We start from the raw sequence: 24,763 nt of genomic DNA on the forward strand, positions 1-24,763 counted from the left end.
GACGTGCCTCTCACATGTGCACGCGAGTTTTGTGGCCAGATGCCAACGGGGCGGTCATCGTCGGCAGGAATATGGATTTCCACATGGACCTGCTGACCAACCTCTGGAAGGTCCCGCGAGGGGTCGAGCGGAATGACGGTGTGCAGGGGAACCTCACGTGGACCGCGAAGTACGGCAGTCTCGTGGCCACCGCCTTTGATCTCATCGCCACTGACGGAATGAACGAGGAAGGGTTCGCAGGCCACATCCTGTGGCTGACGGAGTCCGACTATGGAAAGCCCGAGCCGACGTCAACGCAGCTCAGCCAGTCGGTCTGGCTGCAGTACTACCTGGACAACTTCGCGACGGTCGCCGAAGCGGTGGAGTGGACCCGGTCCACCGAGGTCGGGATCGCCCAGCTCTTCGACCCCACGGGACACCTCGTCCCCACGCTGCACCTGGCGATCAACGACGCGACCGGCGACTCCGCCATCATCGAATACGTCGATGGCACGCCCACCATTTACCACAGTCGTGACCACAAGGTTATGACCAATTCTCCGACGTTCGACAAGCAGCTTGAGCTCGTAAAGCAGATCCGGGGACTCGGGGGAGACGCACCGCTCCCCGGCTCGACGTTGGCGAGCGACCGTTTCGCGCGGGCGTCGTTCTACGTCGAGAACCAGGTCCAGCCCGAGACCCAGCTCGACGCGATCGCCGCGATGTTCAGCATCATCCGCAACGCAGCCCAGCCTTTCCGCACCCCGGAGCCGGGTAAGCCGGATGCCTCTCAGACGATCTGGCAGGTGGTGCTTGATCTGACCAACAAGCGCTATGTCTTCGAGTCGACGACCCGCCCCAACATCGTCTGGGTGGATCTCGCGGACATGGACTTCGGCGAGGGCTCCGGCAGTAGCCGGCTCGACCTCGTGGGACGGATGGCCCTGGAGGGCGGACTCGCGGGAAACGTGTCCGAGGAGTTCCACGAAGTGGACGACTTCACCTCTGAGGTGCTCGCCACCGGCGTCCGGGCTCTTGAGTACATAGCCCGGAAGCAGGACGAGTTCGCCGTGCTGGCAGCCTCCGTGCAGAACCTGGTCGGCACCCGGAAATGATGCAGCTGGGACGCAGGGGCGCCGGCCATTGCGTGCCGGCGCCCCTGGGTCGTCTCCGCGGTGACGTCGGAATTCGGTAGCAGCGCGAAACGGTGACGGCCCCGGCAGCAGAGCGCGAAACCACGGGTGACGAGGAGATTCCGATGACGACGAAACTGACGATCGGCACGGTCGCCGGTGAACCCGGGGCTGACGCGGTGCTGGATGCGAGACGCTTCAACCGCCACACCTTCTGGTGTGGTCAGAGTGGTAGCGGAAAAACCTACGCGCTGGGCGTCGTGCTCGAGCAGTTGTTGCTCGAGACGGACCTGCCCATGGTGATCTTCGACCCCAACGCCGACTATGTCCGGCTGTCCGAACCGAGGGTGGACGCAGACCCTGCTGACGCCTCCCGATTGACGGATCGCGATATCAGGGTCTTCCGCTCATCCTCGGGGGTAGGGGAGCCGCTGAGGGTCCGCTACCTCGACCTGTCGTCGTCATCCAAGGCGGCGCTGCTCCAGCTCGATCCGATCGCCGATGCAGAGGAGTACAACGTCCTGTTGCGTGCCGACGTGCGCCGCGACGCGTTCGACGAGGACACGGTGGTCGAACGGCTGCGGACGTCGTCCGACCCCGGTGAGGTGCGGCTGTCGTATCGGATGGAGAACCTCGAGGTGCTCGAGTGGAGCCTGTGGTCACGCGGTTCCGGTTCTGTCATCGACGAGATCGACCGGCGTCCGCGGGCGACGGTGATGGACCTGGGCGGGTTCCCCCACCCCTCGGAGTCGAAGGTCGCGGCGTTGGCGGTACTGGAGCACTTGTGGGAGCGACGGGAGGAGCGGCGACCGCTCCTCATCGTGATCGACGAGGCGCACAACGTGTGTTCACCCGCGCCCGAGACCGACGTCGAGCGTGCCCTGACCCGGCAGCTGATCCAGATCGCCGCGGAGGGACGGAAGTTCGGCCTCTGGCTCCTGTTGTCGACCCAGCGTCCGGGCAAAATCCACCCCAATGTGCTGTCCCAGTGCGACAACCTGGGTCTCATGCGGATCAACTCGCCGCGAGACCTGACGGAGCTGGCCGAGGTGTTCGGCTTCGTCGGAGACGATCTGATCCAGCAGGCGAGCGGTTTCCCACAGGGGCAGGCTCTGTTCGCCGGGGGCTTCATCTCCGCGCCGAGCGTCATCCAGATGGGTCGTCGTCTGACAGAGGAAGCCGGAGGTGATGTGATGGTGCCGATTCCCGGGATGGAAGGGGAACAGGCGTGACTCGTCCTTCGTTATATCCGTTGTGGTATCCCGTGACATCGAGGTGCCATTGTGGGTACCGGGCGAGGAGGGTGCATGGAACGCGAGAGCACGGCGCGCACGGCACGGGATCGGATCGTCTCCGACGTCGACAGGATGTGTCACGGGGAGGGCGACCCCCCGATTTCCGAACTGTCAGACCGCGCCGCTCTACTGGTGGCATGTGGCCTGGTGGAACCACGGATAGCTGAAGTGGTTCGCGCCCGGCTGCACCGCAACCTCGCGTTCCCCACAGTCGGCGGCTTCCACCAGGTCAGGGTCATCGAAGAGCAACGCCATGATCTACGGCGGATCATCGACTCCCCGGCACCGTCGATGCTTCGGATGGCGCTTCGCACCCGATTGGCTGACCTCGATCGTAAATACATGGTCTTACGTACGGGCTTCACCAGGGGCGCCGGGGTCTTCGCGTTCCGCATCAAGGACATCCGGGCAGATCGCAGGAGAGGTGTCCACCTGGACACCGACGACCGAGGGCGTCTGTTCGATGCGTTGGCGTCGACTCCGACCATGGCACCGGTGCCACTGGTGCCTCGCACCCTGGGGGAACTCGGAACCGTCGCCGCCGCATTCGGGCAACGCGAGATGGGACGGGTGGTTCTTCCACAACGGATGCAGTCCGTCGTTCAATCGCTGCCGTCGCTGCCTCAGATCCGTTCGGATCGTCGGAGGATCCCGGAGATGTACACCGCGATGCTCATGGAGGTCGGGGGTCTGTATGACCGGCTGTCGGCGGCCTTCGTACGCGGTGGTCGCTCCGTGGAGGAGATCCGCCTCCAGTTCGATGCGGAGAGCGAGGTCATCGGACTTTCCGGCGATCTGTGCCGTCTTCGCGAGGCCGCGGCGTCGGCCGGGGTGCCACCGGCCGGTGACGGCTTCACCACACTCACCGGTATGGGGGCGTTGATCGACGGGGCCTGGGCCGAGGTGGTCGAGCGGGCCGTAGCGCTTCGAGAGCTGGTGGAATCCGTGGAAACACGTGCCGACACGGCTGTCGCCGAAGCGGAACGGCTCGCCGGGATCGCCAGGGCGAACGGCGTTCGTCCGCCTTCGTCACGTCACCAGCCGAGTCACGCTGACCTTGCCGCCGAGCATCTGGCGGCCCGGGCGGGGGACCGGATGCTCTCGACAGAAGCGATGCGCAGATTGCGTGGGCAGATCGACCCGGATCAGTAGTGCCCGCGACCGGCGGGGCGAGGGCCCCGGCCTGTCGTGGTCTGCGTACGGTGGGAGCATCTGTTCGTGACCGGGAAGGACGCCGCGCGTGGGATTCGCCAACCGCTTCTGGAAGCTGATGGGCTCCACCCAGGGCCGGGACACCTCACGTGCGCAGAGCGCGGTCGAGGCCTCGCATGATTTCGACGACTGGGCGGCCGGATTGGCCGACGGCGAGTTCGCGGACACCGCCCACCGGTTGAAGCTCTTCGGCGAGTCCGCGGAGGACCTCGCCCGGTTTCTCGCGCTGGCCAGAGAGTCGGCCACCCGGACGGTCGACCTTCGACCGTTCGACGTCCAGCTCCAGGGCGCGCTGAGAATGTTCGAGGGAGACGTCGTGGAGATGGCCACCGGTGAGGGCAAGACGCTCTCCGGTGCCATCGCGGCAGCCGGCTACGCCCTCCAGGGCCACACGGTGCACGTGATCTCGGTGAACGACTACCTCGCAGTCCGCGACGCCCGGTGGATGGGACCGATGTTCGAGCTCCTGGGCCTTTCTGTCGGCTTCGTGACAGAGGGGGCGACGCGCGAGGAACGGCGCGCGGCGTATGCCAGCGATATCACCTACGGTTCGGTGTCGGAGATCGGATTCGACGTGCTGCGCGAGCAGCTCGTGACCGATCCCGACGACCGGATCTCGCCGGCCACCGATGTGGCGATCGTGGACGAGGCCGACTCGGTTCTCGTGGACGAGGCCCTGGTTCCGCTGGTTCTCGCCGGTTCGAAGTCGGGAGACGCGCCCACGGGAGAGGTCCTGGCGGCGGTGAGAAAGCTCCGTCCCGGACGGCATTACGAGACCGACTCTGAACGACGCAACATCTATCTGACCGATGATGGCGCGGAGGCCGTCGAGAAGGAACTGGGGATCAACGACCTCTACGACGCGGACCATGTGGGCAGCACTCTCGTCCAGGTCAATGTGGCGTTGCACGCGTGCTTCCTCCTGCGGCGGGATGTCGACTACATCGTCCGTGACGGCAGAGTGCAGTTGGTCAATGCCTCGCGTGGTCGCGTGGCCGAGCTGCAGCGCTGGCCGGACGGCCTCCAAGCAGCGGTCGAGGCCAAAGAGGAGGTGGCCGTATCGGAGTCGGGAGAGATCCTCGACAGTCTCACCGTCCAGGGGTTCATCGGTCGTTACGCCAAGGTCTGCGGGATGACGGGAACCGCGTTGGCCGCCGGCCCCCAGCTACGGGAGTTCTATTCGCTCGGGGTCTCGCAGATCGAGCCCAACCGGCCGAACATCCGATTCGACGAGGCAGACCGGACCTACATCGATTCCGACAGTAAGACCCGCGCCATCGTCGATCATGTCGCCTCGATACATGAGACCGGGCGGCCCGTGCTCGTCGGCACACATGACGTCGCCGAGTCCGAAGCGCTCGCGGCCCGGCTGGCGGAGAAGGGCGTCGAGTGCGCCGTGCTCAACGCCAAGAACGACGAGGAGGAAGCGACGATCATCGCGGAGGCCGGTGACATCGGCAATGTCACGGTATCCACGCAGATGGCCGGTCGAGGTACGGATATCCGTCTGGGAGGATCCGATGAGTCGCGTCGCGATGAGGTGGTGGAACTCGGTGGCCTGCACGTGGTCGGGACCGGCAGGCACCGTACCGAGCGCCTCGACAACCAGCTCCGAGGCCGGGCCGGACGTCAGGGCGATCCGGGCAGCTCGGTCTTCTTCGCCGCCATGGACGACCCGGTCGTCACCTCCGCCCTCGAGCCGGAGAAGCTGCCCACCGCCCACGACCGGATCTCCGGGGTACTCAAGGGCAATCGCGGGCGGGATGCCGTGGATCATGCGCAGCGGGTCACTGAGGGACAGATGCTGGAGATCCACTCCAATACCTGGCGTTACAGCCGACTACTGGCGGAGCAGCGTGACATCCTCGCCGAGAGACGCTCGACGCTCCTGCTCACTGACAAGGCGTTCGAAGAACTGACAGAACACGACCCGGAGCGCAGCGCGCGCCTGGTCGACGCCCACGGTCGGGACGCCGTGGTCCGGGGCTGTCGGGAGATCATGCTCTGGCATCTGGACCGGGGCTGGGCCGAGCATCTGGAAGCGATGAACGACGTCAGGGAATCGATCCACCTTCGCGCCCTGGGTCGTGAGAACCCACTCGATGAATTCCACCGGATCGCTATCGATCACTTCCGGGATCTCGCCTCCGATGCGGTCACCGAGTCGGAGAAGACCTTCGACGAGATCGAGTTCTCCGACTCCGGTGTGGATCTCGCGGCCAACGAGATGGCGCGGCCCACCTCGACCTGGACATACATGGTTCACGACAACCCGATGGCGGCCGGCGGAAGTGTCTTTTCCGGGATGATGTCCACGTTCCGATGAGCGCGGCACGCGACGGCAGGCGAGAAACCGATCTGCGCGAATGGCGAACCGGCGAGGGCAAGGTTCTCGGGGCCAAGATCCCGCCGCCCCGGGGAGGACACCTCTCGGCAGCGGTTCCACCGGGGCTCGGCGCCGAGGTGTCGCCCCGCGCAAGAGGGGTGAGCGACCGATTCTGGACGCTTCCCAACGCGATCTCGCTCTGTCGTATCGCCCTGATTCCCGTCCTGGTCGTGGCGGTCCTGGTGTGGGACGCACCGACGCTGGCACTGTGGTTGCTCGGGGTGGTCGTCGTCTCCGACTGGCTCGACGGCAAGATCGCGCGATTGTGGAACATGCGGTCGACCTGGGGGGAGAAGCTGGATCCGATCGCTGATCGGATCCTCGTCGCGGTCGTCCCCGTCACGTTCGTGATAGCCGGCTATATCCCTCTGTGGGTTGTCGTCGTGCTGCTCGTCCGTGACGCGTTGCTGCTGGTGACGCTGCCGGTCTATCGCCGGCGGGGAGTGGAGCCGGAGGTGACCTACCTGGGCAAGGCGGCGACGTTTGCGCTGTTCTGGTCCCTGCCGCTGATTCTGGCGGGTAATGCGGGGGTCGTGGGAGCCCCGGGTCTGGAGGTCGTCGGCGAAGCATGTCTCTACTGGGGCGTCGGTCTCTATGTCTGGAGTGGGGGCATCTATGTCTGGCAGGCACGCAGAACCACTGTGGCTCTTCCCGCTCGTGACGGATCGACTGATGTGAGGGCGTCCGACGGTGTGTAATGTCGCCAGATGGAATCTGTAGTGAGCCACTCGAGAAGGGCACGTCAGTGAGCGATCAGAACATCCCCGACCAGCTCCGGTACACCGATGAGCATGAGTGGGTGGAGCGGGTGTCGGATACCCGCGTCCGCATCGGCATCACCGAGTACGCGCAGTCCAAGCTCGGCGATATCGTCTTTGTCCAGCTCCCTGAGGTCGGCGGGGAGACGGAGACCGGTGAGTCCTTCGGCGAGGTCGAGTCCCCCAAGAGCGTCTCCGATCTGTACGCACCGCTGACCGGAAAAGTCGTCGAGGTCAACTCGGCGCTCGAGACTTCTCCGGAACTGGTCAACTCGGACCCGTACGGGGAGGGTTGGATCATCGTCCTGGAGATCTCCGATGTCGACGACCTCGAGGCGCAGCTCGAGCAGACCCTGGACTCGGACGGGTACGCCAAGATCACGGAGGGGTGAGCGGATCGACTGGTCTGCCCCCCGGCCCCGCGGATGGGTAGTCCGGCATAGAATCAATTGCAGCGCACCGTGAGCCCCACGCCCGGGCTCAGACGAGGAGAGACGAACGTGACCGAGAACAAGAACATGCCCGAGGCGACCGCCGAGACCACCTCCGTGTTCCGCGCGGAGCTCCTCAATGAAACCGATCAGCAGGCGGCTCAGTCGGACTCGTCGGTGACCGGTGTCGAGGGGCTCCCCGAGGGGCAGGCCCTTCTCGTGGTCAAGCGTGGCCCCAACGCCGGATCGCGCTTTCTGCTGGACCAGGCCACGACCTCCGCCGGTCGGCATCCGGACAGCGACATCTTCCTCGATGACGTGACGGTGAGCCGACGGCACGCGGAGTTCCGCAGCGAGGGTGGCAGCTTCACCGTCGTGGACGTCGGGTCGCTGAACGGTACCTACGTCAACCGCGAGCCGGTCGATTCCGCGTCGCTCGCCAACGGCGACGAGGTGCAGATCGGCAAGTTCCGTCTGGTGTTCCTGACGGGTACGCCCGGGCAGTGACCGCAGCCGGTCATGGCGCCGCCGGGGAGGAGTTTCTCTCCATCGGCGGGGTCATCGCACTACTGACGCCGGAGTTTCCGGATCTGACGGTGTCAAAGGTCCGGTTCCTCGAGAACGAGGGGTTGGTGACGCCGCAGCGGACGCCGAGTGGTTACCGGCGGTTCAGCGTCGAGGACCGCGAACGACTCCGGTATGTCCTGACGGCGCAGCGTGACCGGTATCTCCCGTTGAAGGTGATCCGGCACGAGCTGGATGCCCTCGACGCGGCGATCGCCGACGGATCGACGACCACTCTGCTTCCGCGCCCCGGATCCGAGGGCGTTCCGGGGTCCGAACCTGACGATTTCCGCAGCGATGCGCTGAATCGGATGACCCGCGAGAACGTTGTCGAGCAGGCCGGCGTGGAGGCGGAGCTCGTGGACTCCCTGATCGACGCCGGACTCATCACGGCCGGACAGGGTGGCTTTTTCGATCCCGAGTCGGTGCTGATCGCTCGCGCCGCCCACGACCTGGGCGCCCATGGTGTGGACGTCCGGCACCTGCGGGGCTTCCGGACGGCGGCGGATCGCCAGACCGGCCTCATCGCTCAGATCGCCGGGCCGGTCGCGCGCCAGGGGGATGCCGATGCGCGCGACCGTGCCGCAGAGTTGGCTCGTGAGATCGCGGCGCTGTCTGTTGCGCTTCACTCGACTCTCGTGACCGTCGCCGTGCGCCACGCGCTCGAATCCTGAACCTGCCGGCCCGCCCGGCGCGCGCTCCGCTCGCCGGGCCGCGGATGAAGGCTACGCTGGAGATGTCGAGAGGCGGAGACAATGGTGAGCAATATGCGTGAGGTCGACGTGGTCGGAATCCGTTTCGAGGAGCCCGAGTACGCACCCGTCCTGGTCCTGCATGAGAAGGAGGGGGGCCGGTACGTGCCGATCTGGATCGGCGCGTCCGAGGCCGCCGCGATCAGTCTCCAACAGCAGGGCGTCAAGCCGAGCAGACCACTGACCCACGACCTCGTGGTGACTCTTCTCGAGACCTTCTCTCAGTCCCTGGAGCAGGTCGAGATCGTCGGGGTGTCCGAGGGGACGTTCATCGCCGAGCTCGTGTTCGGAACGACGAGGGTCTCGGCGAGGCCGTCCGACGCGGTGGCCGTGGCGCTGCGCACCTCTGCACCGGTCCTGGTGAGCAAGGAGGTACTCGACGAGGTCGGGATCTCTCTGGTGGAGCAGGGCGAGGAGGAGGTCGAGGCCTTCCGCGAGTTCCTCGACCAGGTCAGTCCCGATGACTTCCTCGGAGAGGGCGGGCCGACCGAGGATCCCGGAAGTCCGTCGTCCTGAGTGTGCTGACCTGCAGTTTTTCAAGTCACATGAGTCACTTGACTACCTTCTCCCAGGCAGGCGAAGACTCTAAAGTTCAACTTGAGGTTGAGGTTTACCGCGTGTCCTATTGATCGAGGGGGACGGCAGGCATAGCGTTGCCCTCAGTGAACTACACCGATGGTGTTCACGCGTCCAGGATTCGGGCCTCGCGGCCCGGTACCGTGCGGCCACGAAGGTGGCGGCACCCGCAGCTTGAGGGAGCAAACGTGGCCGACCACCCCCGGATTCCGGAGCCGACCGTCGTTGCAGAGTCGAACAATCCCTTCGGGGATGTGAACGAGGCCACGCAGGCCACGTTCGACGAGGTGCAGCCCGGGCTGTTCCCGGACGACGGGATCCCGGACGGAACGAGCGGATACCGCGTTCCGATCGCCTGCCAGATCGCGGGCATCACGTACCGTCAGCTGGATTACTGGGCTCGTACGGACCTGGTGGTGCCGTCCATCCGCAACGCGGCCGGGTCGGGAAGCCAGCGCCTGTACTCGTTCAAGGACATTCTCGTCCTGAAGATCGTGAAGCAATTGCTGGATACCGGCATCTCGCTGCAGAACATCCGCAAGGCCGTGGATCAGATCCGGTCGCGCGGTGTTCAGGACTTGGCCACGATCACTCTCTTCTCGGACGGGCGAACGGTGTTCGAGTGCACCTCCAAGGAAGAGGTGTTCGACCTCCTGCAGGGTGGACAGGGAGTATTCGGGATCGGCATCGGCGGTGCCATGCGCGAGCTGGCCGGGTCTATCTCGGAATTCCCGGCGGAGACCGTCACCGAGGACGACATCGTCGCCCCGTTCGAGGACGAGCTCGCCGCCAGGCGGCGTGCGCGGGCGTCACGGCGTACCGGTTAGGGCGCCCGCGTCGTCTAGACTCGGGGACGCGTTCACGCGACTCACGGGAGAGTCCCGCGGCCTCGTGCCGCGGGCGCCGAAGGAGCAACTCCTCTCCGAGAATCTCTCAGGCACCCGGACCGTGTAGTCGACGAGCGCCTCTGGAGAGCGGTGGAATCGACCACCCGCCCACGGGGAAAGTCGGCCGGCGGTCCGGTCGGCGAATCTCTCAGGCGCCGGCGTCAGTCGGCAGGGGACAGAGCGGAGAGGGTAGCACCGGCCCGCCGGCCGCCCATCCCGGGTGGCCCCGCCCTTCGAGGAGCACCTGTGACGACGACCCCGCACACCGCCCGGACCGGAGGCGAGTTCGTCTCCCGCCATCTGGGGCCCGACGACGACGGGCTCGCCCGCATCCTGGACACCATCGGGGTGTCGTCTCTCGACGAACTCGCGGACAGGGCTTTCCCGTCGGTGATCGTGGACGAGGTGGGGTCTGACGGTCGCGCCGCCGGAATCGATGCCCTCCCCGAACCACTGTCGGAGGCGGACACGCTCGCGGCGCTGCGAGCATTGGCGGACCGCAACACGGTGGCGGTGTCGATGATCGGTCAGGGCTACTACGACACGCTCACCCCGCCGGTCCTCATCCGGAACATCATCGAGAGCCCCGCGTGGTACACGGGCTACACCCCGTATCAGCCGGAGATCAGCCAGGGGCGACTCGAGGCCCTGCTCAACTTCCAGACGATGGTCTCGGACCTGACCGGTATGGACATGGCCAACGCCTCCATGCTCGACGAGGGCACCGCGGCTGCCGAGGCCATGACGATGCTGCGGCGGGCCAACCGTTCGTCCAAGAGTCACCGTTTCGCCGTCGACGTCGATGTCTTCGCCCAGACCGCGGCGATCCTCGCCACTCGCGCCGAGCCCCTGGGCATCGAGATCGTCACCGCGAATCTCATCGACGGCGGCCTGCCGGAGGGCGAGTTCTTCGGCGCCCTCGTCCAGACCCCCGGCGCCTCGGGCCGGATCGCGGACGTGTCCAAGCTGATCGAGGAGTGCCACGAGCGCGGCGTGATGGTCGCCGCTGGAGTGGACCTGCTGTCGGCGACCGTTCTGACCCCGGCGGGGGAGAAGGGTGCGGACGCGTGCTTCGGCACCACCCAGCGCTTCGGTGTGCCGATGGGGTTCGGCGGCCCGCACGCCGGTTTCCTGGCCTGCCGGACCGCGCACGCCCGTAACCTCCCCGGGCGTCTCGTGGGCGTGTCGACGGACGCGGACGGGCGCGTCGCGTACCGGCTCGCGTTGCAGACGCGGGAGCAGCACATCCGCCGGGACAAGGCCACGTCGAACATCTGCACCGCGCAGGTACTGCTCGCGGTGCTCGCCGCGATGTACGCCTCCTACCACGGTGCCGAGGGACTCACAGCGATCGCGCGGCGCGTCCATGCGCACGCGGCGGTGCTGGCGGACGGGCTCGTGATGGCCGGCGTCGAGGTGGTCCACGATGATTTCTTCGACACGGTTCTGGCACGCATCCCGGGCCGTGCCGACGAGGTGCTCGCCGCGGCGGCCGAGCGCGGGGTCAACCTGTGGAAGGTCGACGACGACCACGTGTCCATCTCCTGTGACGAAGCCACGACCGGGGACCACGTCTCCCTCGTGCTCGAGGCCTTCGGAGCCCGGGTCGAGGACGTGGCCGACGCCGCCGGCCTCGAGGTGATGGTCGACCCGACCTACGGTGACCGCACGAGCTCGTTCCTCGAGCACGAGGCGTTCGTCCGCTACCGCACCGAGACCGCGATGCTTCGCTACCTGCGTGCGCTGTCGGACAAGGACATGGCGCTGGATCGCACCATGATCCCGCTCGGCTCCTGCACGATGAAGCTCAACGCGACCACGGAGATGGAACCCATCACGTGGCCGGAGTTCAATCGGCTCCACCCGTTCGCGCCGGCGGACCAGAACGCCGGTATCCGGCAGCTGGTCGGCGACGTCGAGCAGTGGCTCGTCGACATCACCGGGTATGCGGCCGTCAGCCTGCAGCCGAACGCGGGGAGCCAGGGCGAGTACGCGGGTCTGCTCGCGATCAGCGCCTACCACCGGTCCCGCGGGGACGACGACCGCACTGTGTGTCTCATCCCGTCCTCGGCCCACGGCACCAACGCCGCCTCGGCGGTCATGGCGGGCATGAAGGTCGTCGTGGTGAAGTGTCGCGAGAACGGCGACGTGGACGTGGACGACCTCAAGGCCAAGGTCGACAAGCATGCGGGTGAGCTCTCGGCGATCATGATCACCTACCCGTCGACCCACGGGGTCTACGAGCACGATATCGAAGAGATCTGCGCGATCGTCCACGATGCCGGCGGCCAGGTGTACATCGACGGTGCGAACCTCAACGCGCTCGTGGGTGTGGCTCGTCCGGGCCGTTTCGGTGGCGATGTCAGTCACCTCAACCTGCACAAGACGTTCTGCATCCCGCACGGCGGAGGCGGCCCGGGCGTCGGGCCCGTGGCGGTGGCCGAGCACCTGCGCGAGTTCCTGCCGGGTCATCCGCATGTGGACGGTCTGGGCTCGGGCGGCGTGGTGGCCGCGGCGCCCTTCGGCTCGGCGTCGATCCTGCCCATCACCTGGGCCTATATCCGAATGATGGGGGCCGACGGCCTGCGGCGGGCCACGCTCACCGCGATCGCCAGCGCAAACTACCTGGCCCGCCGGATCGGCGAGCACTTCCCGGTCCTCTACTCGGGCGAGGGCGGCTGGGTGGCACACGAGTGCATCCTCGACATCCGTCCACTCATCGACTCGGTGGGCGTATCGATCGACGACGTCGCCAAGCGGCTCGCGGACTATGGCTTCCACGCCCCCACCATGAGCTTCCCGGTCCCCAACACCCTCATGGTCGAGCCCACGGAGAGTGAGGATCTCGCCGAACTCGACGCGTTCTGCGATGCGATGGCGTCGATCCGGGCCGAGATCGACCGCGTCGCGGCCGGGGAGTGGCCGGTCGACGACAATCCGCTGCGCGGCGCCCCGCACACCGCGGAGAGCGTGTCCGCGGACGAGTGGGGCCACCCGTACCCCCGCAGTGTCGCCGGCTATCCGCTCGGCACCACGTGGCGGCCGAAGGTGTGGCCTGCGGTTCGTCGAATCGACGGCGCCTACGGCGATCGGAACCTGGTCTGCTCGTGCCCGCCGTTGGAGGCGTTCGCCGACGACTGACCGGCTCCGGGGCCCGTTGATGTCGGACCCGCGTGACACCGTGCGGGTATGACCACGACCGGACCCGGCCACATTCCACCGCTTCCCGAGGCCTGCGCCGACTGGTGCAGGGTGCAGCCGCCGGCGCTGCTGGTGGCGGACGAGTACGTGGGGGTGGATCTCGACCTCTGGAATCTGAGACTGGCGGAGAAGGGCGTCGACCTGCGGCTCGTGGGTGGGGGTCCGGATGGTGGCCGGGTCGAGACAGGTACCGGCTATCTGCGGCGGAGCGACCTGTGGGCTGCGGGGAGACGGGCGCGGGGCAGTCTGGAGGAATCCGTGGTCGCGTTGTACATGTGCGCGGCCTGGTTGTCCTCGCATCCCACACGCTCGGGGATCAGGCGTGGCCTCCCGGATTTCCGGGCACCCGATCGGGACCGGGCCGGGTGGCGATCCGTCTCCTCCCACGGCTACCCGCTCGTCCTGCATGACGTCGTCGACTGGCTCGACGCCCCCGCGGAGGCGATGAACCTGCTGCGGCACGGTGCCCCCGAGGGGAGGGCCGGCCGAGGGGTTCCCGACCTCGGCTACCCCTTGGCGTCGCTCTATCTGTCCTCGCTCGCGATGGCGTGGTCCGATCAGCGCATCGTTCCTGTCGACCCCGCGGGGATCGGGACGTTGATCCACTCGGGTTGGACCGAGGTGGACTCCGCGTCGCGGCTCACCCCTCGTCGGTTCCAGCGCTACCTGGACGTGGTCGAGGAGTGGGCGGCGGAGTGCGCCGTCGATCCCCTGGTGGTGGAGATGTGGCTCGTCCGGGTCTGGCATCATCGCCGCTCGCGGACAGCGGACGCGGCCGCGGTCGCCCGGCCTCCTCGGGACAGGCGGCCACGGTGAGCAGTCCGAGGCGATAGTGTCCGGCCATGAGGCTCCGCAGCAGGACGGTCGACATCCAGGTCGGACAACTCGATGTGCTCGTGTGGGATGCGGTCGAGCCGCTACCCGGTGGACAGCCGGCGCCCACGGTACTGGCTCTCCACGGCTTTCCCGAGAGTGCCCACGAGTGGCGGCCTGTGGCGGAGCTTCTCACTCGCAACGGTGTGCGGGTCGTGGCCCCGTTGCAGCGCGGGTACTCGCCCGGGGCCCGGCCGGCCGAGGTCGGGGACTACGCGATCGAGCGCCTGACGGAGGACGTCCTCGCCGTTGCGGGGCATCTGGAACTCGGGCCCGTCCATCTCCTCGGACACGACTGGGGCGCGTCCGTGGCATGGTGGCTGGCAGCGCACCGGCCGACCGCGCTCGCGTCGTTGACGGCGGTCTCCGTTCCCCACCTCGGAGCATTCGCGGACGCGGTGGCGACGGATCCTGACCAACAGCAGCGCTCGGCCTATTTCGCTCTGTTCCGCCAGCAGGGAAAAGCTGAGGACGTTCTGCTGGCGGACGGGGCACGGCGGCTGCGGGAGATGTTCGCCGGCGACGTCCCCGAGGAGCTGGTGGCCGAACACCTGAACGTGGTGGGTGTTCGAGCCGGATTGACCGGAGCGCTCAACTGGTACCGGGCGATGCGGAGATACGAGTTGCCGGACGTGGCCGTGCCCACGACCTTCGTCTGGGGAGACCGGGACATGGCGATCGCACGCAGCGGTGCGGAGGCCACGGCGAGCCGGATGGCCGCCGACTACCGGTTCGTCCCGGTCCGGGGAGGGGGACACTGGTTGCCGGAGCAGTACCCTGAACTGATCTCCGAAGAGGTGCTGGCCCGGATTCGTCGGAGCACCGTGTGATCGATACGCCAGCGTCCCCGGGGCGGGACCGGCTCAGTCCTGCCGGAGCTCGCGCTTGAGGAGCTTGCCGGACTGGTTGCGGGGGAGTTCATCGACAAAGACGACGCGCTTGGGCACCTTGAACGGTGCGAGGTGGGCGCGGGTCCCGTCGATGATCTCGGCCTGGGTGGCGTCGGCGCCGTCCTTGAGGACGACGACCGCGGTGACGGCCTCGATCCACTTGGGATCCGGGGTGCCGATCACGGCGACCTCGGCGACGCGCTCGTCCCGGTAGACCGCGTCCTCGACCTCGCGTGAGGCCACCAGGACCCCGCCGGTGTTGATGACGTCCTTGATGCGGTCGACGACCTCGAGGAAACCCTCGGAGTCGCGCACGACCAGGTCCCCGGAATGGAACCATCCGCCGCGGAACGCCTCCTCGGTGGCCTCGGGCTTGTTCCAGTAGCCGCTGCACAGCTGGGGCGAGCGGTACACCACCTCTCCGCGCTCCCCGTCGGGGACCTCCGCCCCCGTCTCGTCGACGACACGGGCCTCGACGAAGAACACTGAGCGACCGGCGCTGGCCGGGCGGGCATCGTGCTCCTCGGGCCGGAGTACACAGGCGAGCGGGGCGACCTCCGACTGGCCGAAGCAGTTGTAGAAACCCAGGTCCGGGTACTTCGTCCGGAGCCGCTGGAGGACGGTGACCGGCATGATCGATGCGCCGTACTGCGCCTTGGTGAGGCTGGACAGGTCGCGCGTCTCCAGATCCGGATGCGAGGCCAGCGGGACCCAGACCGTCGGCGCCAGGAAGAGGGACCTGATGCCGTCCTCTTCGACGCGGCGGAGGATCTCCGGGATGTCCGGCGCGGCCATCAGATGCACCGTGGCGCCGAGCGAGAGGTACGGCAGCGCGAAGACATGCATCGCCGCCGAGTGATAGAGGGGCATCGCGACAAGCGGCTCGTCGTCGATGTCGAAGTCCAGCGCCAGGATGCAGCTCACGTACTCGTGGATGAGCGCGGAATGCGTCATCATCGCGCCCTTGGGCCGCGAGGTGGTCCCCGAGGTGTAGAGAAGCTGCGCCAGGCTGGTGCCGGAGGCGGGGGAGTCCACGGGCGTGGTCTCACCGGACGCCAGTGCGGTGCCGAGCACCGTACCGTCGACGTGCCCGCCGGCGGCGGGCTGAAGGTCGAGTGAGCTGAGGCCGGGCAGGTTGCCGAGCACCGCATCCAGCGTCGGCGCCTGCGCCGGGTCGACGAGCACCAACGACGCCCCGGAATCGGTGAGGAGGTACTCGAGTTCTCCGCCGGTGAGCGCGTAGTTGACAGGGACGTGGGTGTAGCCGGCGCGCGAGGTCGCGAGGAAGGCGATGAGATACGCGTCGGAATTGACCCCGTAGGCCGCGATGCGGGAGCCCGGTTCCAGGTCCCGCGAGGTGAGCTCGGCTGCGACCCTGTCCACGGCGGCGTCGAGTTCCGAGTACGACCAGCGGCGGTCGGCGAAGGTCAGGGCGACCCGATCGGGGAATCGGGAGGCGGAACGGCGAAGCACGGCATCGACGGTCCCGGCGCTCGCGGCCGACATGACGGGGAGAGGGGGTGTTGTCATGTGGTGACCCTATAGCGGGTGCCCTACTCCCGTTCGGGCGACGTCAGTCTTCGGCGCGGAGAATCTCGAGGACCTCCGGCGGGATGTGCCCACTGGCCTCGCGTGGGGTCCAGTGCTCGCTCGGAACCCATTGCGAGCCACAGCCCCGGCAGGCGAACAGCGGCTCCCCGCGACGCTCCACGGGGGTCGCGTTCCAGTTGCACAGGTCTCGACACGACCGGACCCGCAGAGGTGCGAGATCGGGGTCGGAGCGGCGGCGCGCGAGCGACCGCAAGGAGGAAAGGGAGGCCATGACATGGGCCAGGCTAGTCCCTTCCGTCGCCCGAGCACGGCGCCGCGCGCCCGAACGGGGGCGGGACCCCGGGTAGCCTGGCCGGGCGCTGAACGAACGGAGAACACCATGACCCCATGCCCGTGCGGAGGCGCGGACTACCGGCACTGCTGCGGACCCCTCGTCGATGACGGGGTCCCGGCGAGGACCGCCGAGCAGCTGATGCGGTCCCGCTATACGGCGTTCGCGCTGGAGCGACCGGACCATCTCTGGCGCACGTGGCACCCACGGACCAGGCCCGAAACCGTGGAGGTCGGCGGGACGAAGTGGACCGGGCTCACCGTCCTGGAGGTGGTCGCGGGAGTGGATGACGACGACGGCGGCGTCGTCGAATTCGAGGCGCGCTTCACCGACGTGGACGGTCCCGGCATCATGCGGGAGCGATCCGAGTTCCGGCGCCGCGGCGGACGCTGGGTGTATCTGGACGGCGCGTGATCCGGGCGGCTCAGGATGCGGACGAGTTGGTCGTCTGGACGGCGGGATCGGCGGGCTGGAGTGTGACGGTGACCGAGGCCAGCGTCCGCGGCGTGGTCACCTCGAGACGACCGATGCGGTCCGTGGCGGGCATCTTCCACGCCACCATGCCCCGGATCTCCTGACCCGGTGAGGTCATGACGGTGGGGACGAGCGGGTCCGGTATCAGCCCGGCCGGGTCCTCGATCCGTTCGAACTGAGCACCGGAGGGGGAGTAGGCCGTGATGGTCGTTGGTCCGATCTCGGGTTGTCCGGCGGACTGGACCGCGCGCACGTCGACTGCGAGCACAGTGTCCGCGTAGGCGCTGGCGGGGACTATCCGGAGGTTCGAGAGGGTGACGGTCGCGTCCCAGGATTCACCGGCGACCGGGAACGGGCGGTCGAACTGCCGGGATGTCGGCACCGGACCCGCAGCCGAACCGGCCGGGGCGTGGGTGGGGCGATGCTCGTCGGAACCGAACGGGGACGACGAGCAGGCGCCGGAAACGGCTGCCGTGGCCGCGAGTATGGCGGCGAGGACGACGCGGCGCATGGGACGCTCCTGGGACGGGCCGTACACCGGGCCGGTCCCGGCAGAGTCACATATTACTGTTCGCCGGGCCCGGAGTCGTCAGCAGAGTGCAGGTCGCGCCATTGTTTGCCGGCGACGCGACGAGCGAGATCCGAGTAGACATCATCCAGTTCCGCCACGATCTCGGCGAGTTGGATCTTGAAATTGACCGGGACGAAGACCCTGTCGACGAATTCCGACTCGGCCACGATGGTCTTGCCGTCGAAGACGTACCGGCACCACTGCGAGTCACGATTGAGGATCGCCACTTCCGTCTCGGCGGCGGCGGCGTCCTCCACCGTCGAGACCAGCGGGCTGCGGAACACGATGAGGGGCATCGATCTGTGTGCCCGGACGAACAGGACCACACAGCCGGCGGGAACGGTGAACACGTCATGCTCGTCCGCCTCGACGCGGCCGTGGTACACCTCGGACAACGCCGCGCCCAACGCCCGGGTCGCCTGGTCCGGGTCGGTGATCGTGATCGGCCGGAAATCGACGTCGTCGGCCACCGGGGCTGCCGGGCCGGCGGTGGCCGCCAGAGCCGTCTCGTGATGGTTGTGCGGGCCGGCGCCGGGGCGGCTGCCCTGAGCGGCCGCATCGGAATCCACCACGTCATGCAGGAACACGGGGTGGGGGATCCCGAACACACGCTCCATGGTCCCGGCCACCAGGTGCGAGAGATGACTGGCCTCGTACGCGGGCAGTCGTAACCGGGGGCCGGCGGTCGACGACAGCTCGTTCGGGATCTCCCAGCCCAGGCCCGCGAGCTGGTCGAGTTGGGCGGTACGCAGCGGGACCGGGTCGTCCTCGGTACCTCCACCGGACACCTCCGCCTCGACCGAACCCGGGCCGGCGGCCGCCCCGGGGGTGTCGGCAGCGTCCGATGCGGTGAATCGGATGAACGGCGGTTGCCCGACATGCGAGCCCAGTACGGGCACAGTCAGGTCGACGATCGCGCCGGGGACGAGGTCACGCAGAAACCCGGCCAGGCGGACGGCGAAGCGCTCCCACCCGGCCGCGATCGACGCATCCACGTCGAACTCGAAATCCGGCATGCCTCGCAGTCAACCACCGAGTCACGCTGTCCGTCAGCGGTTCGCGAGTGTCCGACGCGGGCGTTCAGGCTTCGGCCCCGGCGTGGCCTCTCTGATAGTCCGCCCAGTACTCGTCGGAACCGTCGAACCCCACCCGGATACCGCCCTGATGCTCGAGGATCGCCGGCTCGATCGGGGCGATCGACCGCTCCGAGGCGAGGGCCGACGCCACGTCGTCGAACTGCGACAGGGTGTGAAGCTGTACCCAGGTGGGAGGCAGGAGCATGGACCGCCCGGAGCGGAAGTCGCCCAGCAGATCGGCCGGACGCGCCCACATCGTCAGGTCGACCTCGGTCGTCTGATCGTCGGGCTCCTGGCCGACGGGCAGTGCCGCGACGAAGAACCGGGTGTCGTAGCGACGCTTCTCCACGGCGGGGGTGATCCAATGGTCGAACGGGCGGAGGCGGCCGGCTGCCAACGAGAGTTCTTCGGTGGCGAGGAAGTTGCTGAAGGTCATGCGATGGCCCTCGAGTTCGGCGCGCGCCGCGTGATAGCGCCCGGCGTCCGAGACCGGGGAGCCGTCGAGATGATCGGCCAGCAGTACGCCGCACTCCTCGAAGGTCTCCCGCGCGGCGGCACAGACGAGCCGACGGGCCCGGGCTTCCTCACATCCGAGGCGGTCAGCCCACCAGTGCGGCTCGGGGCCGGTCCAGGCCAGGTCCGGATCGTCGTCAGCGGCATCCACTCCGCCGCCGGGAAATACCGTCATCCCGCCGGCGAACGCCATTCCCCTCACCCGGCGGGCCACGAACACCTCGGGGCCCGCGTCGGAGTCACGGATCACCATCACAGTGGAGGCGTCCTTCACGGGACGCTCGGTGTTGTGCTCTGCCTCGCTCATGAGGCCAGTCTGACCCGTCGCCGTGACGAGGCCGGCAACGGGGTGCGGTTCCGAGCCTTCCGCGCACGCTCCCGGGGGAGGTTTTCAGCGCGATTCGGCGCCGACCGCGGATGCGGCGGCCAGGGTCCCGTGGAGCACCCGCCGCACATGTTTGCGGAGTTCCCCGCGGTGGTCGAGATCAGGCGATCGATCGACTCCGGAGCGCACGATCGTCATGTACATGACGTCGAAGACGGTCTGGGCCGGACCGGTCAGCCGCGCGGCGGTCGCCGTTCCACCGCAGTGCCGCGCCAGCACTTCGGCGATGCTGCCGCGGAGCTCCACGAGGATCTGCTGGGCCTCGTCACGGTGCGGACCGGGCTCGCCGAAGAGCGTCTCCCGGTGGTAGGCGGCGACGTTCTCGGGTTGCCTCTCGAGTGCCCGGACCAGTGGTTCACACAGTTCGACGAGATCCTCGACCGGGTCGCCGGTGTCAGGGACGGATTCGACCATGAGCCGGAAGTCCTCGTTGGCGATCATGCACAGCAGTTCGCCCTTGGATCGGGCGTAGCGGAACAGGGTCCCCGTGCCGACCTCGGCGAGTTCCGCCACCTCCTGGGTGGTCACGGACGAGTAGCCGCGCGAGGAGAACAGCTGACGAGCCGCCTGGTGGATGCGCCGCTGCTTGTCCGCCTTGTTCAGTTCGCGTCGCCCCGGTTCGCGCGTGGAGCTCAACTGAACCACTCGGTCGGCTTGCCCGCGACCAGGAGAAGCGTGAAGACGATCGCCACGACGATCACCGTCACGATGAGAGCGAGGATCGGGGAGCGAAGAGCGGTCGCGAGGAGCCGCTCCGGCAGCGACCGGGGGGACTCCCCGTCCTTCCCCAGCCGCCAGGGGCCGGCGAGCAGCCCACGTCGCTGGACGGACCTCTCGAACGGGTAGGTGGCGTAGGGGATGATCGCGGAGGCCAACCCGAGGACTCCCGTGCCGAAGGACCAACGTTTGTCGATCCAGACGGCGACGGTCGTCACCGCGTAGCAGAGGAACACGAACCCGTGGATGCTGCCGCCGACAGTCGTGGCCCACTCCAACCCGAAGGCGTACTTGCCGATCATGCCGAGGATCAGCAGGGTCCACGTCACCATCTCGGCGAGCGCGAGCCTCAGGTACAGGGTGCGGGGGGTCACAGGTGTCCTCCAATGATCGTGTCAGGGTCCGCTCGATATCGTACGGACTCTCTGACCAGCCATTCGGAGCAGGCTCCGGAAGCGTTCACCCGCGCAGCGCGATCGAGGCGAATCTGGCTTCGCCGGCCTCGTCACTGGCTGCCAGATCCACCACGGCCTCGATCGCCCAGCCGTGGTCCCCCTGCGGATCGTCGAGAACCTGGCGGACGCGCCACGTGCCGGCATCGACCCCCGGGCCGGACTCGGTGACGGAGAACAGCGCAGGGCCTCTGGCGCCGGGTCCTGTCCCGATCTCGTCGTACTCGTCCCAGTACGGGTCGATCTCGGAATCCCAGTCGGGATGCTCGGGGACGGCGTCGTCGAGTTCGACGAGCCGTTCGATGTCGTCCCGGGCGAGCAACTCCACCCGGCGGAACATGGCGTTTCGCACCATCACCCGGAAGGCGCGCCGATTCGCGGTGACAGGCCTGGACGCGCCGGCCGATTGACCGAAGGCCAGCTCCGCGACCTGTTCAGAGGACACGTCGGGATCGGTGAGCAGCTCCCATTCGTCGAGCAGGCTCGAGTCGACCTGACGGACCAGCTCGCCCAACCACTCCACGAGGTCGTCGAACTCCTCGGACCTCAGGTCGGCGGGGACCGTCTGGCGGAGGGTCCGGTAAGCGTCGGTGAGATAGCGCAGGACCGCCCCCTCCGAGCGGCTGAGACCGTATGCCGAGATCAGGTCGGAGAAGGTCATGCCCCGCTCGACCATCACCCTGATGACGGACTTGGGTGACGGCTCGATCCCCGTAACCCAGGGATGCCCGGCCCGATAGGCGTCGTACGCGTCGGACAGGAGGTCGTCGAGCGGTCTGGGCCACGTGATGTCCTCGACGAGCTCCATCCGCTCGGAGTACTCGACACCGTCGGCCTTGAGCGAGGCGATCGCCTCGCCGCGGGCTTCGCGCTGCTGCGCATAGAGAACGGGCCGTGGGTCGTCGAGGACGGCTTCGATAACCGAGACGATGTCGAGCTCCGGGGTTGGGGAGTCGGGGTCCAGGACCTCCATCGCGGCCAACGCGAACGGCGCCAGCGGCTGGTTGAGGGCGAAATCGCGCTGGAGGTCCACAGTGAGTCGAACGTGCCGTCCGTCGTCGTCGGGCTCTGCCAGCCGCTCCACGATGCCCGCGGTCTCCAAGCCACGGAACAGCTCGATCGAGCGCAGTACGTGGTGGCGTGTGCGGGCCCGGGTCTCGTGGGACGAGAGCAGGAGGTGCCGCATGTGGCCGTAGCAGCTGCCCGGCCGCGAGATGACGTTGAGCAGCATCGAGTTGCTGACCTCGAACCGGCTGGTGAGCTGCTCCGGCTGGGCGCCGACGAGCTTGTCGAAGGTCGATTGTGACCAGTTGACGAAACCCTCCGGCGGCTTCTTCTTTGCGGTCCTGGCCTTCTTCTTGGGGTTGGCCAGGGCCTTCGCCGCCGCCTTGGCGTTCTCGATCTCGTGCTCCGGGGCCAGCACCACCACGAACCCCTCGGTGTCGAATCCGGCGCGCCCTGCGCGCCCGGCGATCTGGTGGAACTCCCGGGCCTTGAGGACTCGCTGACGGCGGCCGTCGAATTTGGTCAACCCCGTGAACAGCACCGACCTGATGGGGACGTTGATCCCCACCCCGAGGGTGTCGGTGCCGCAGATGACGTTGAGCAGGCCATCCTGCGCGAGCTTTTCGACGAGGCGGCGATACTTGGGGAGCATCCCCGCGTGGTGGACACCGATCCCGTGGAGCAGGAGCTTGCGGAGGGTCCGGCCGAACGACGTGGTGAAACGGAACCCGCCGATCTCGTCCGCGATGGCTCGTTTGCGATCACGGTCGGCCACCGAGAGGGACGTGAGCGCCTGGGCCTGCTCGAGCGCGGCAGCCTGGGTGAAGTGCACGATGTAGACGGGTGCCTTGCCCTCGCGCAGCAGGATCTCCACCGACTCGTGAACGCCGCTGAGGGCGTAGTCGAAGCTCAGCGGGACCGGACGCTGCGTGCCGCCGATGTGGGTGCAGGGCCGACCGGTGCGTTCCTCGAGGTCGGCCTGCAACCAGCCGACGTCTCCGAGCGTGGCGGACATCAGCAGGAACTGCGTGTCGGGGAGCTCGATGAGCGGCACCTGCCAGGCCCATCCACGGTCGGGCTCCGAGTAGTAGTGGAACTCGTCCATCACCACTTGGCCGATCTCGGCATCGGCCCCCTCGCGAAGCGCGATGTTGGCGACGATCTCGGCGGTCGCGCAGACGATCGGCGCATCGGGGTTGACCGAGGCGTCCCCGGTGATCATTCCCACGTTCTCGGCGCCGAACACCTCGCACAGCGCGAAGAACTTCTCGCTCACCAGGGCCTTGATCGGCGCGGTGTAGTAGCTCCGCACGCCGCGGGCCATCGCGGCGAAATGCGCACCCAGCGCCACCAGCGACTTACCGGACCCCGTGGGGGTGGCCAGGATGACGTGGCTGCCGGCGGCGACCTCGAGGACCGCTTCCTCCTGTGCCGGGTACAACTGCAGGCCCCGGTCCGCGGCCCACGCCACGAACGCGTCGTACACCGCCTCGTCGTGGAGGCCGGCGGGAACGTCGTCGAGGTCAGCGAGCAGATCGGGCAGATGCACCCGTCCGAGCCTAGTCGCCCGGCCTCGTCACTCGCCCGGCTGCGGTCCGCCGTCGGAGTCGCCGCCTGACTGCTGGGCGAGGAAGCGCTCGAACTCCGCACCGATCTCGTCGCCGGAGGGCAGCGGCTTGCCTCCGGGATTGAGCGAGTCCGAGCCCATCCGTGCCTCCATGAACTCGTCGTACTGCTTCTCCATGTGCTCGATGGCCGTGAGGATCTCCGCGTTGTGGGCGATCTGCGCGTTCACCTGGGACGTGAACTCCTCCGCTGACTTCTCCAGTTCCTCGGTGGGCAGATCGAGTCCGCCGACCTTGGCGATGCTCCCGACCAGGTTGAGCACGGCCGCCGGGTAGGCGGTCTGCGAGAGGTACTGGGGCACGTGAACGGTGAATCCCGCCGACGGGATGCCGTGCTCGGACATCCGGAGTTCCAGGAGGGAGCTGACGTTTCCAGGCACCGAGAACTCACCGGGCCAGGCGGTGAAGCCACGGATCAGGTCCACGTCGCTGGCGTGGGCGCTGGCGTTGGTGGGCCGGGTGTGGGGCACGCCGAGGGGGATCGAACCGAGCCCGATGGACATGCGGACGCCGAACGCCCCCGCCAGATCGATGACGGACTCGGTGAAGCCGTCCCACCGCAGGTCCGGCTCGAGACCGGACAGCAGCAGGAAGGAGCTTCCGTCCGCGTCCTTGACGGCATGGATCTGAATCGTGGGCTCGTCGTAGCTCGCGAAGTGGTCGAAGGAGTACTTCAGATGCGGGCGCCGTGATCGATAGTCGACGAGCTGATCCGCGTCGAACTCGACGATCAACTGCGAGTCCAGGGAGTCACGGAGGTGCTCGGTGGCGCCCTCGATCGCCTGCCCCGCATCGGAGAACCCCTCGAGTCCGTGCACGAGCACCGGCCCCCGGCCGTCCGCGGACCGCAGATCGGGAAGGGGTTGGATCAGTCGGTACAGATCGCTGTGCCTGGCCATGTCGACTCCTCTCATCACCGCACCTCGTCAACGGGGCGACGAAGCTCGCGCGGTCGTCCATTCGGGACGGGTACTCACCCCTTTGCCAACGTCAGGCCGCGGCGGATGATTCCCCGCGCGCACCGCTTCCTCCACAGGCGCGCGTCACAGACGTCCGCAGGAGCGGGCGGCGCGACCCGGATGCATGAGGGTTGGGGCGGTGGAGGACACCCGCGGACCGCGCTCCC

The 24,763-nt window shown here is 67.7% G+C and carries 23 protein-coding genes and 1 riboswitch; of the genes, 14 read left to right on the top strand and 9 right to left on the bottom strand.

Translation table 11 applies throughout. The features are described 5' to 3' along the window. Nucleotides 1-14 precede the first annotated feature (14 nt). From ACWGLC_RS04465 to ACWGLC_RS04525, 13 genes are all read left to right on the top strand, one after another. Nucleotides 15-1,094, top strand: coding sequence for a linear amide C-N hydrolase (locus tag ACWGLC_RS04465; RefSeq protein ID WP_452098763.1), 1,080 nt, complete (start codon nt 15-17; stop codon nt 1,092-1,094). Nucleotides 1,095-1,237: 143 nt separating this feature from the next. Continuing rightward, the gene (locus tag ACWGLC_RS04470) at nt 1,238-2,344 is read left to right on the top strand and encodes an ATP-binding protein (RefSeq protein WP_452098764.1); all 1,107 of its coding nucleotides are present in this window, start codon (nt 1,238-1,240) and stop codon (nt 2,342-2,344) included. A gap of 75 nt (nt 2,345-2,419) precedes the next feature. After that, complete coding sequence (locus ACWGLC_RS04475; protein ID WP_452098765.1) at nt 2,420-3,559, top strand: hypothetical protein; 1,140 nt, start codon at nt 2,420-2,422, stop codon at nt 3,557-3,559. 118 nt (nt 3,560-3,677) lie between these two features. Then, nucleotides 3,678-5,945, top strand: coding sequence for an accessory Sec system translocase SecA2 (gene secA2 / locus ACWGLC_RS04480; protein WP_452099054.1), 2,268 nt, complete (start codon nt 3,678-3,680; stop codon nt 5,943-5,945). After that, nucleotides 5,942-6,703: a CDP-alcohol phosphatidyltransferase family protein gene (locus ACWGLC_RS04485; protein WP_452098766.1), complete on the top strand. Its 762-nt coding sequence runs from the start codon at nt 5,942-5,944 to the stop codon at nt 6,701-6,703. Before secA2 ends, ACWGLC_RS04485 begins: the two co-directional genes overlap by 4 nt. A gap of 47 nt (nt 6,704-6,750) precedes the next feature. Further along, nucleotides 6,751-7,155 carry a glycine cleavage system protein GcvH gene (gcvH, locus tag ACWGLC_RS04490; protein ID WP_344994906.1) on the top strand — a complete coding sequence of 135 codons (405 nt, stop codon included), beginning with the start codon at nt 6,751-6,753 and terminating at the stop codon, nt 7,153-7,155. A 126-nt stretch (nt 7,156-7,281) separates the two neighbouring features. Continuing rightward, nucleotides 7,282-7,701: an oxoglutarate dehydrogenase inhibitor Odhl gene (odhI, locus tag ACWGLC_RS04495; RefSeq protein WP_230929096.1), complete on the top strand. Its 420-nt coding sequence runs from the start codon at nt 7,282-7,284 to the stop codon at nt 7,699-7,701. Then, nucleotides 7,698-8,432 carry a transcriptional regulator FtsR gene (gene ftsR, locus ACWGLC_RS04500; protein ID WP_452098767.1) on the top strand — a complete coding sequence of 245 codons (735 nt, stop codon included), beginning with the start codon at nt 7,698-7,700 and terminating at the stop codon, nt 8,430-8,432. The genes odhI and ftsR overlap by 4 nt, the downstream gene beginning before the upstream one ends. Before the next feature lie 93 nt (nt 8,433-8,525). After that, entirely contained in the window at nt 8,526-9,026 is a 501-nt protein-coding gene (locus ACWGLC_RS04505) for a bifunctional nuclease family protein (RefSeq protein ID WP_452099055.1), read from the top strand. A 314-nt stretch (nt 9,027-9,340) separates the two neighbouring features. Further along, nucleotides 9,341-9,913 carry a MerR family transcriptional regulator gene (locus ACWGLC_RS04510; RefSeq protein WP_295647885.1) on the top strand — a complete coding sequence of 191 codons (573 nt, stop codon included), beginning with the start codon at nt 9,341-9,343 and terminating at the stop codon, nt 9,911-9,913. Nucleotides 9,914-9,947: 34 nt separating this feature from the next. Next, nucleotides 9,948-10,045, top strand: a riboswitch (glycine riboswitch). Nucleotides 10,046-10,219: 174 nt separating this feature from the next. Beyond that, nucleotides 10,220-13,114, top strand: a complete 2,895-nt coding sequence (gcvP, locus tag ACWGLC_RS04515) for an aminomethyl-transferring glycine dehydrogenase (protein ID WP_452098768.1) — start codon at nt 10,220-10,222, stop codon at nt 13,112-13,114. 48 nt (nt 13,115-13,162) lie between these two features. Continuing rightward, nucleotides 13,163-13,990, top strand: coding sequence for an 8-oxoguanine DNA glycosylase OGG fold protein (locus tag ACWGLC_RS04520; protein ID WP_452098769.1), 828 nt, complete (start codon nt 13,163-13,165; stop codon nt 13,988-13,990). A gap of 26 nt (nt 13,991-14,016) precedes the next feature. Next, a complete protein-coding gene (locus ACWGLC_RS04525) occupies nt 14,017-14,877 on the top strand; it encodes an alpha/beta fold hydrolase (protein ID WP_452098770.1) in 861 nt (286 codons plus the stop codon). Nucleotides 14,878-14,910: 33 nt separating this feature from the next. Here the strand turns inward: ACWGLC_RS04525 and ACWGLC_RS04530 are convergent, their stop codons facing one another. Together ACWGLC_RS04530 and ACWGLC_RS04535 are read right to left on the bottom strand one after the other, a co-directional pair. Further along, complete coding sequence (locus tag ACWGLC_RS04530; protein WP_452098771.1) at nt 14,911-16,467, bottom strand: fatty acyl-CoA synthetase; 1,557 nt, start codon at nt 16,465-16,467, stop codon at nt 14,911-14,913. Between the two features lie 43 nt (nt 16,468-16,510). Then, complete coding sequence (locus ACWGLC_RS04535; protein WP_452098772.1) at nt 16,511-16,759, bottom strand: hypothetical protein; 249 nt, start codon at nt 16,757-16,759, stop codon at nt 16,511-16,513. Between the two features lie 108 nt (nt 16,760-16,867). Here ACWGLC_RS04535 and ACWGLC_RS04540 point away from each other — a divergent pair, with 108 nt between their 5' ends. Continuing rightward, entirely contained in the window at nt 16,868-17,233 is a 366-nt protein-coding gene (locus ACWGLC_RS04540) for a YchJ family protein (RefSeq protein ID WP_452098773.1), read from the top strand. A 10-nt stretch (nt 17,234-17,243) separates the two neighbouring features. On the opposite strand, the gene ACWGLC_RS04545 is transcribed toward ACWGLC_RS04540, so the two are convergent. From ACWGLC_RS04545 to ACWGLC_RS04575, 7 genes are all read right to left on the bottom strand, one after another. Next, a complete protein-coding gene (locus ACWGLC_RS04545) occupies nt 17,244-17,804 on the bottom strand; it encodes a hypothetical protein (protein WP_452098774.1) in 561 nt (186 codons plus the stop codon). A gap of 53 nt (nt 17,805-17,857) precedes the next feature. Next, complete coding sequence (locus tag ACWGLC_RS04550; protein WP_452098775.1) at nt 17,858-18,880, bottom strand: T3SS (YopN, CesT) and YbjN peptide-binding chaperone 1; 1,023 nt, start codon at nt 18,878-18,880, stop codon at nt 17,858-17,860. A gap of 64 nt (nt 18,881-18,944) precedes the next feature. After that, a complete protein-coding gene (locus ACWGLC_RS04555) occupies nt 18,945-19,760 on the bottom strand; it encodes an NUDIX hydrolase (RefSeq protein ID WP_452098776.1) in 816 nt (271 codons plus the stop codon). Between the two features lie 84 nt (nt 19,761-19,844). After that, the gene (locus ACWGLC_RS04560; RefSeq protein ID WP_230929033.1) at nt 19,845-20,474 is read right to left on the bottom strand and encodes a TetR/AcrR family transcriptional regulator; all 630 of its coding nucleotides are present in this window, start codon (nt 20,472-20,474) and stop codon (nt 19,845-19,847) included. After that, a complete protein-coding gene (locus tag ACWGLC_RS04565) occupies nt 20,471-20,929 on the bottom strand; it encodes a DUF3817 domain-containing protein (RefSeq protein WP_452098777.1) in 459 nt (152 codons plus the stop codon). The genes ACWGLC_RS04560 and ACWGLC_RS04565 overlap by 4 nt, the downstream gene beginning before the upstream one ends. Nucleotides 20,930-21,014: 85 nt before the next feature. Beyond that, nucleotides 21,015-23,561, bottom strand: coding sequence for a DEAD/DEAH box helicase (locus tag ACWGLC_RS04570; protein WP_452098778.1), 2,547 nt, complete (start codon nt 23,559-23,561; stop codon nt 21,015-21,017). A 27-nt stretch (nt 23,562-23,588) separates the two neighbouring features. Further along, the gene (locus ACWGLC_RS04575; RefSeq protein WP_452098779.1) at nt 23,589-24,536 is read right to left on the bottom strand and encodes a proteasome assembly chaperone family protein; all 948 of its coding nucleotides are present in this window, start codon (nt 24,534-24,536) and stop codon (nt 23,589-23,591) included. Nucleotides 24,537-24,763 lie beyond the last annotated feature (227 nt).

Source organism: Dietzia sp. NPDC055877 (assembly GCF_053615975.1).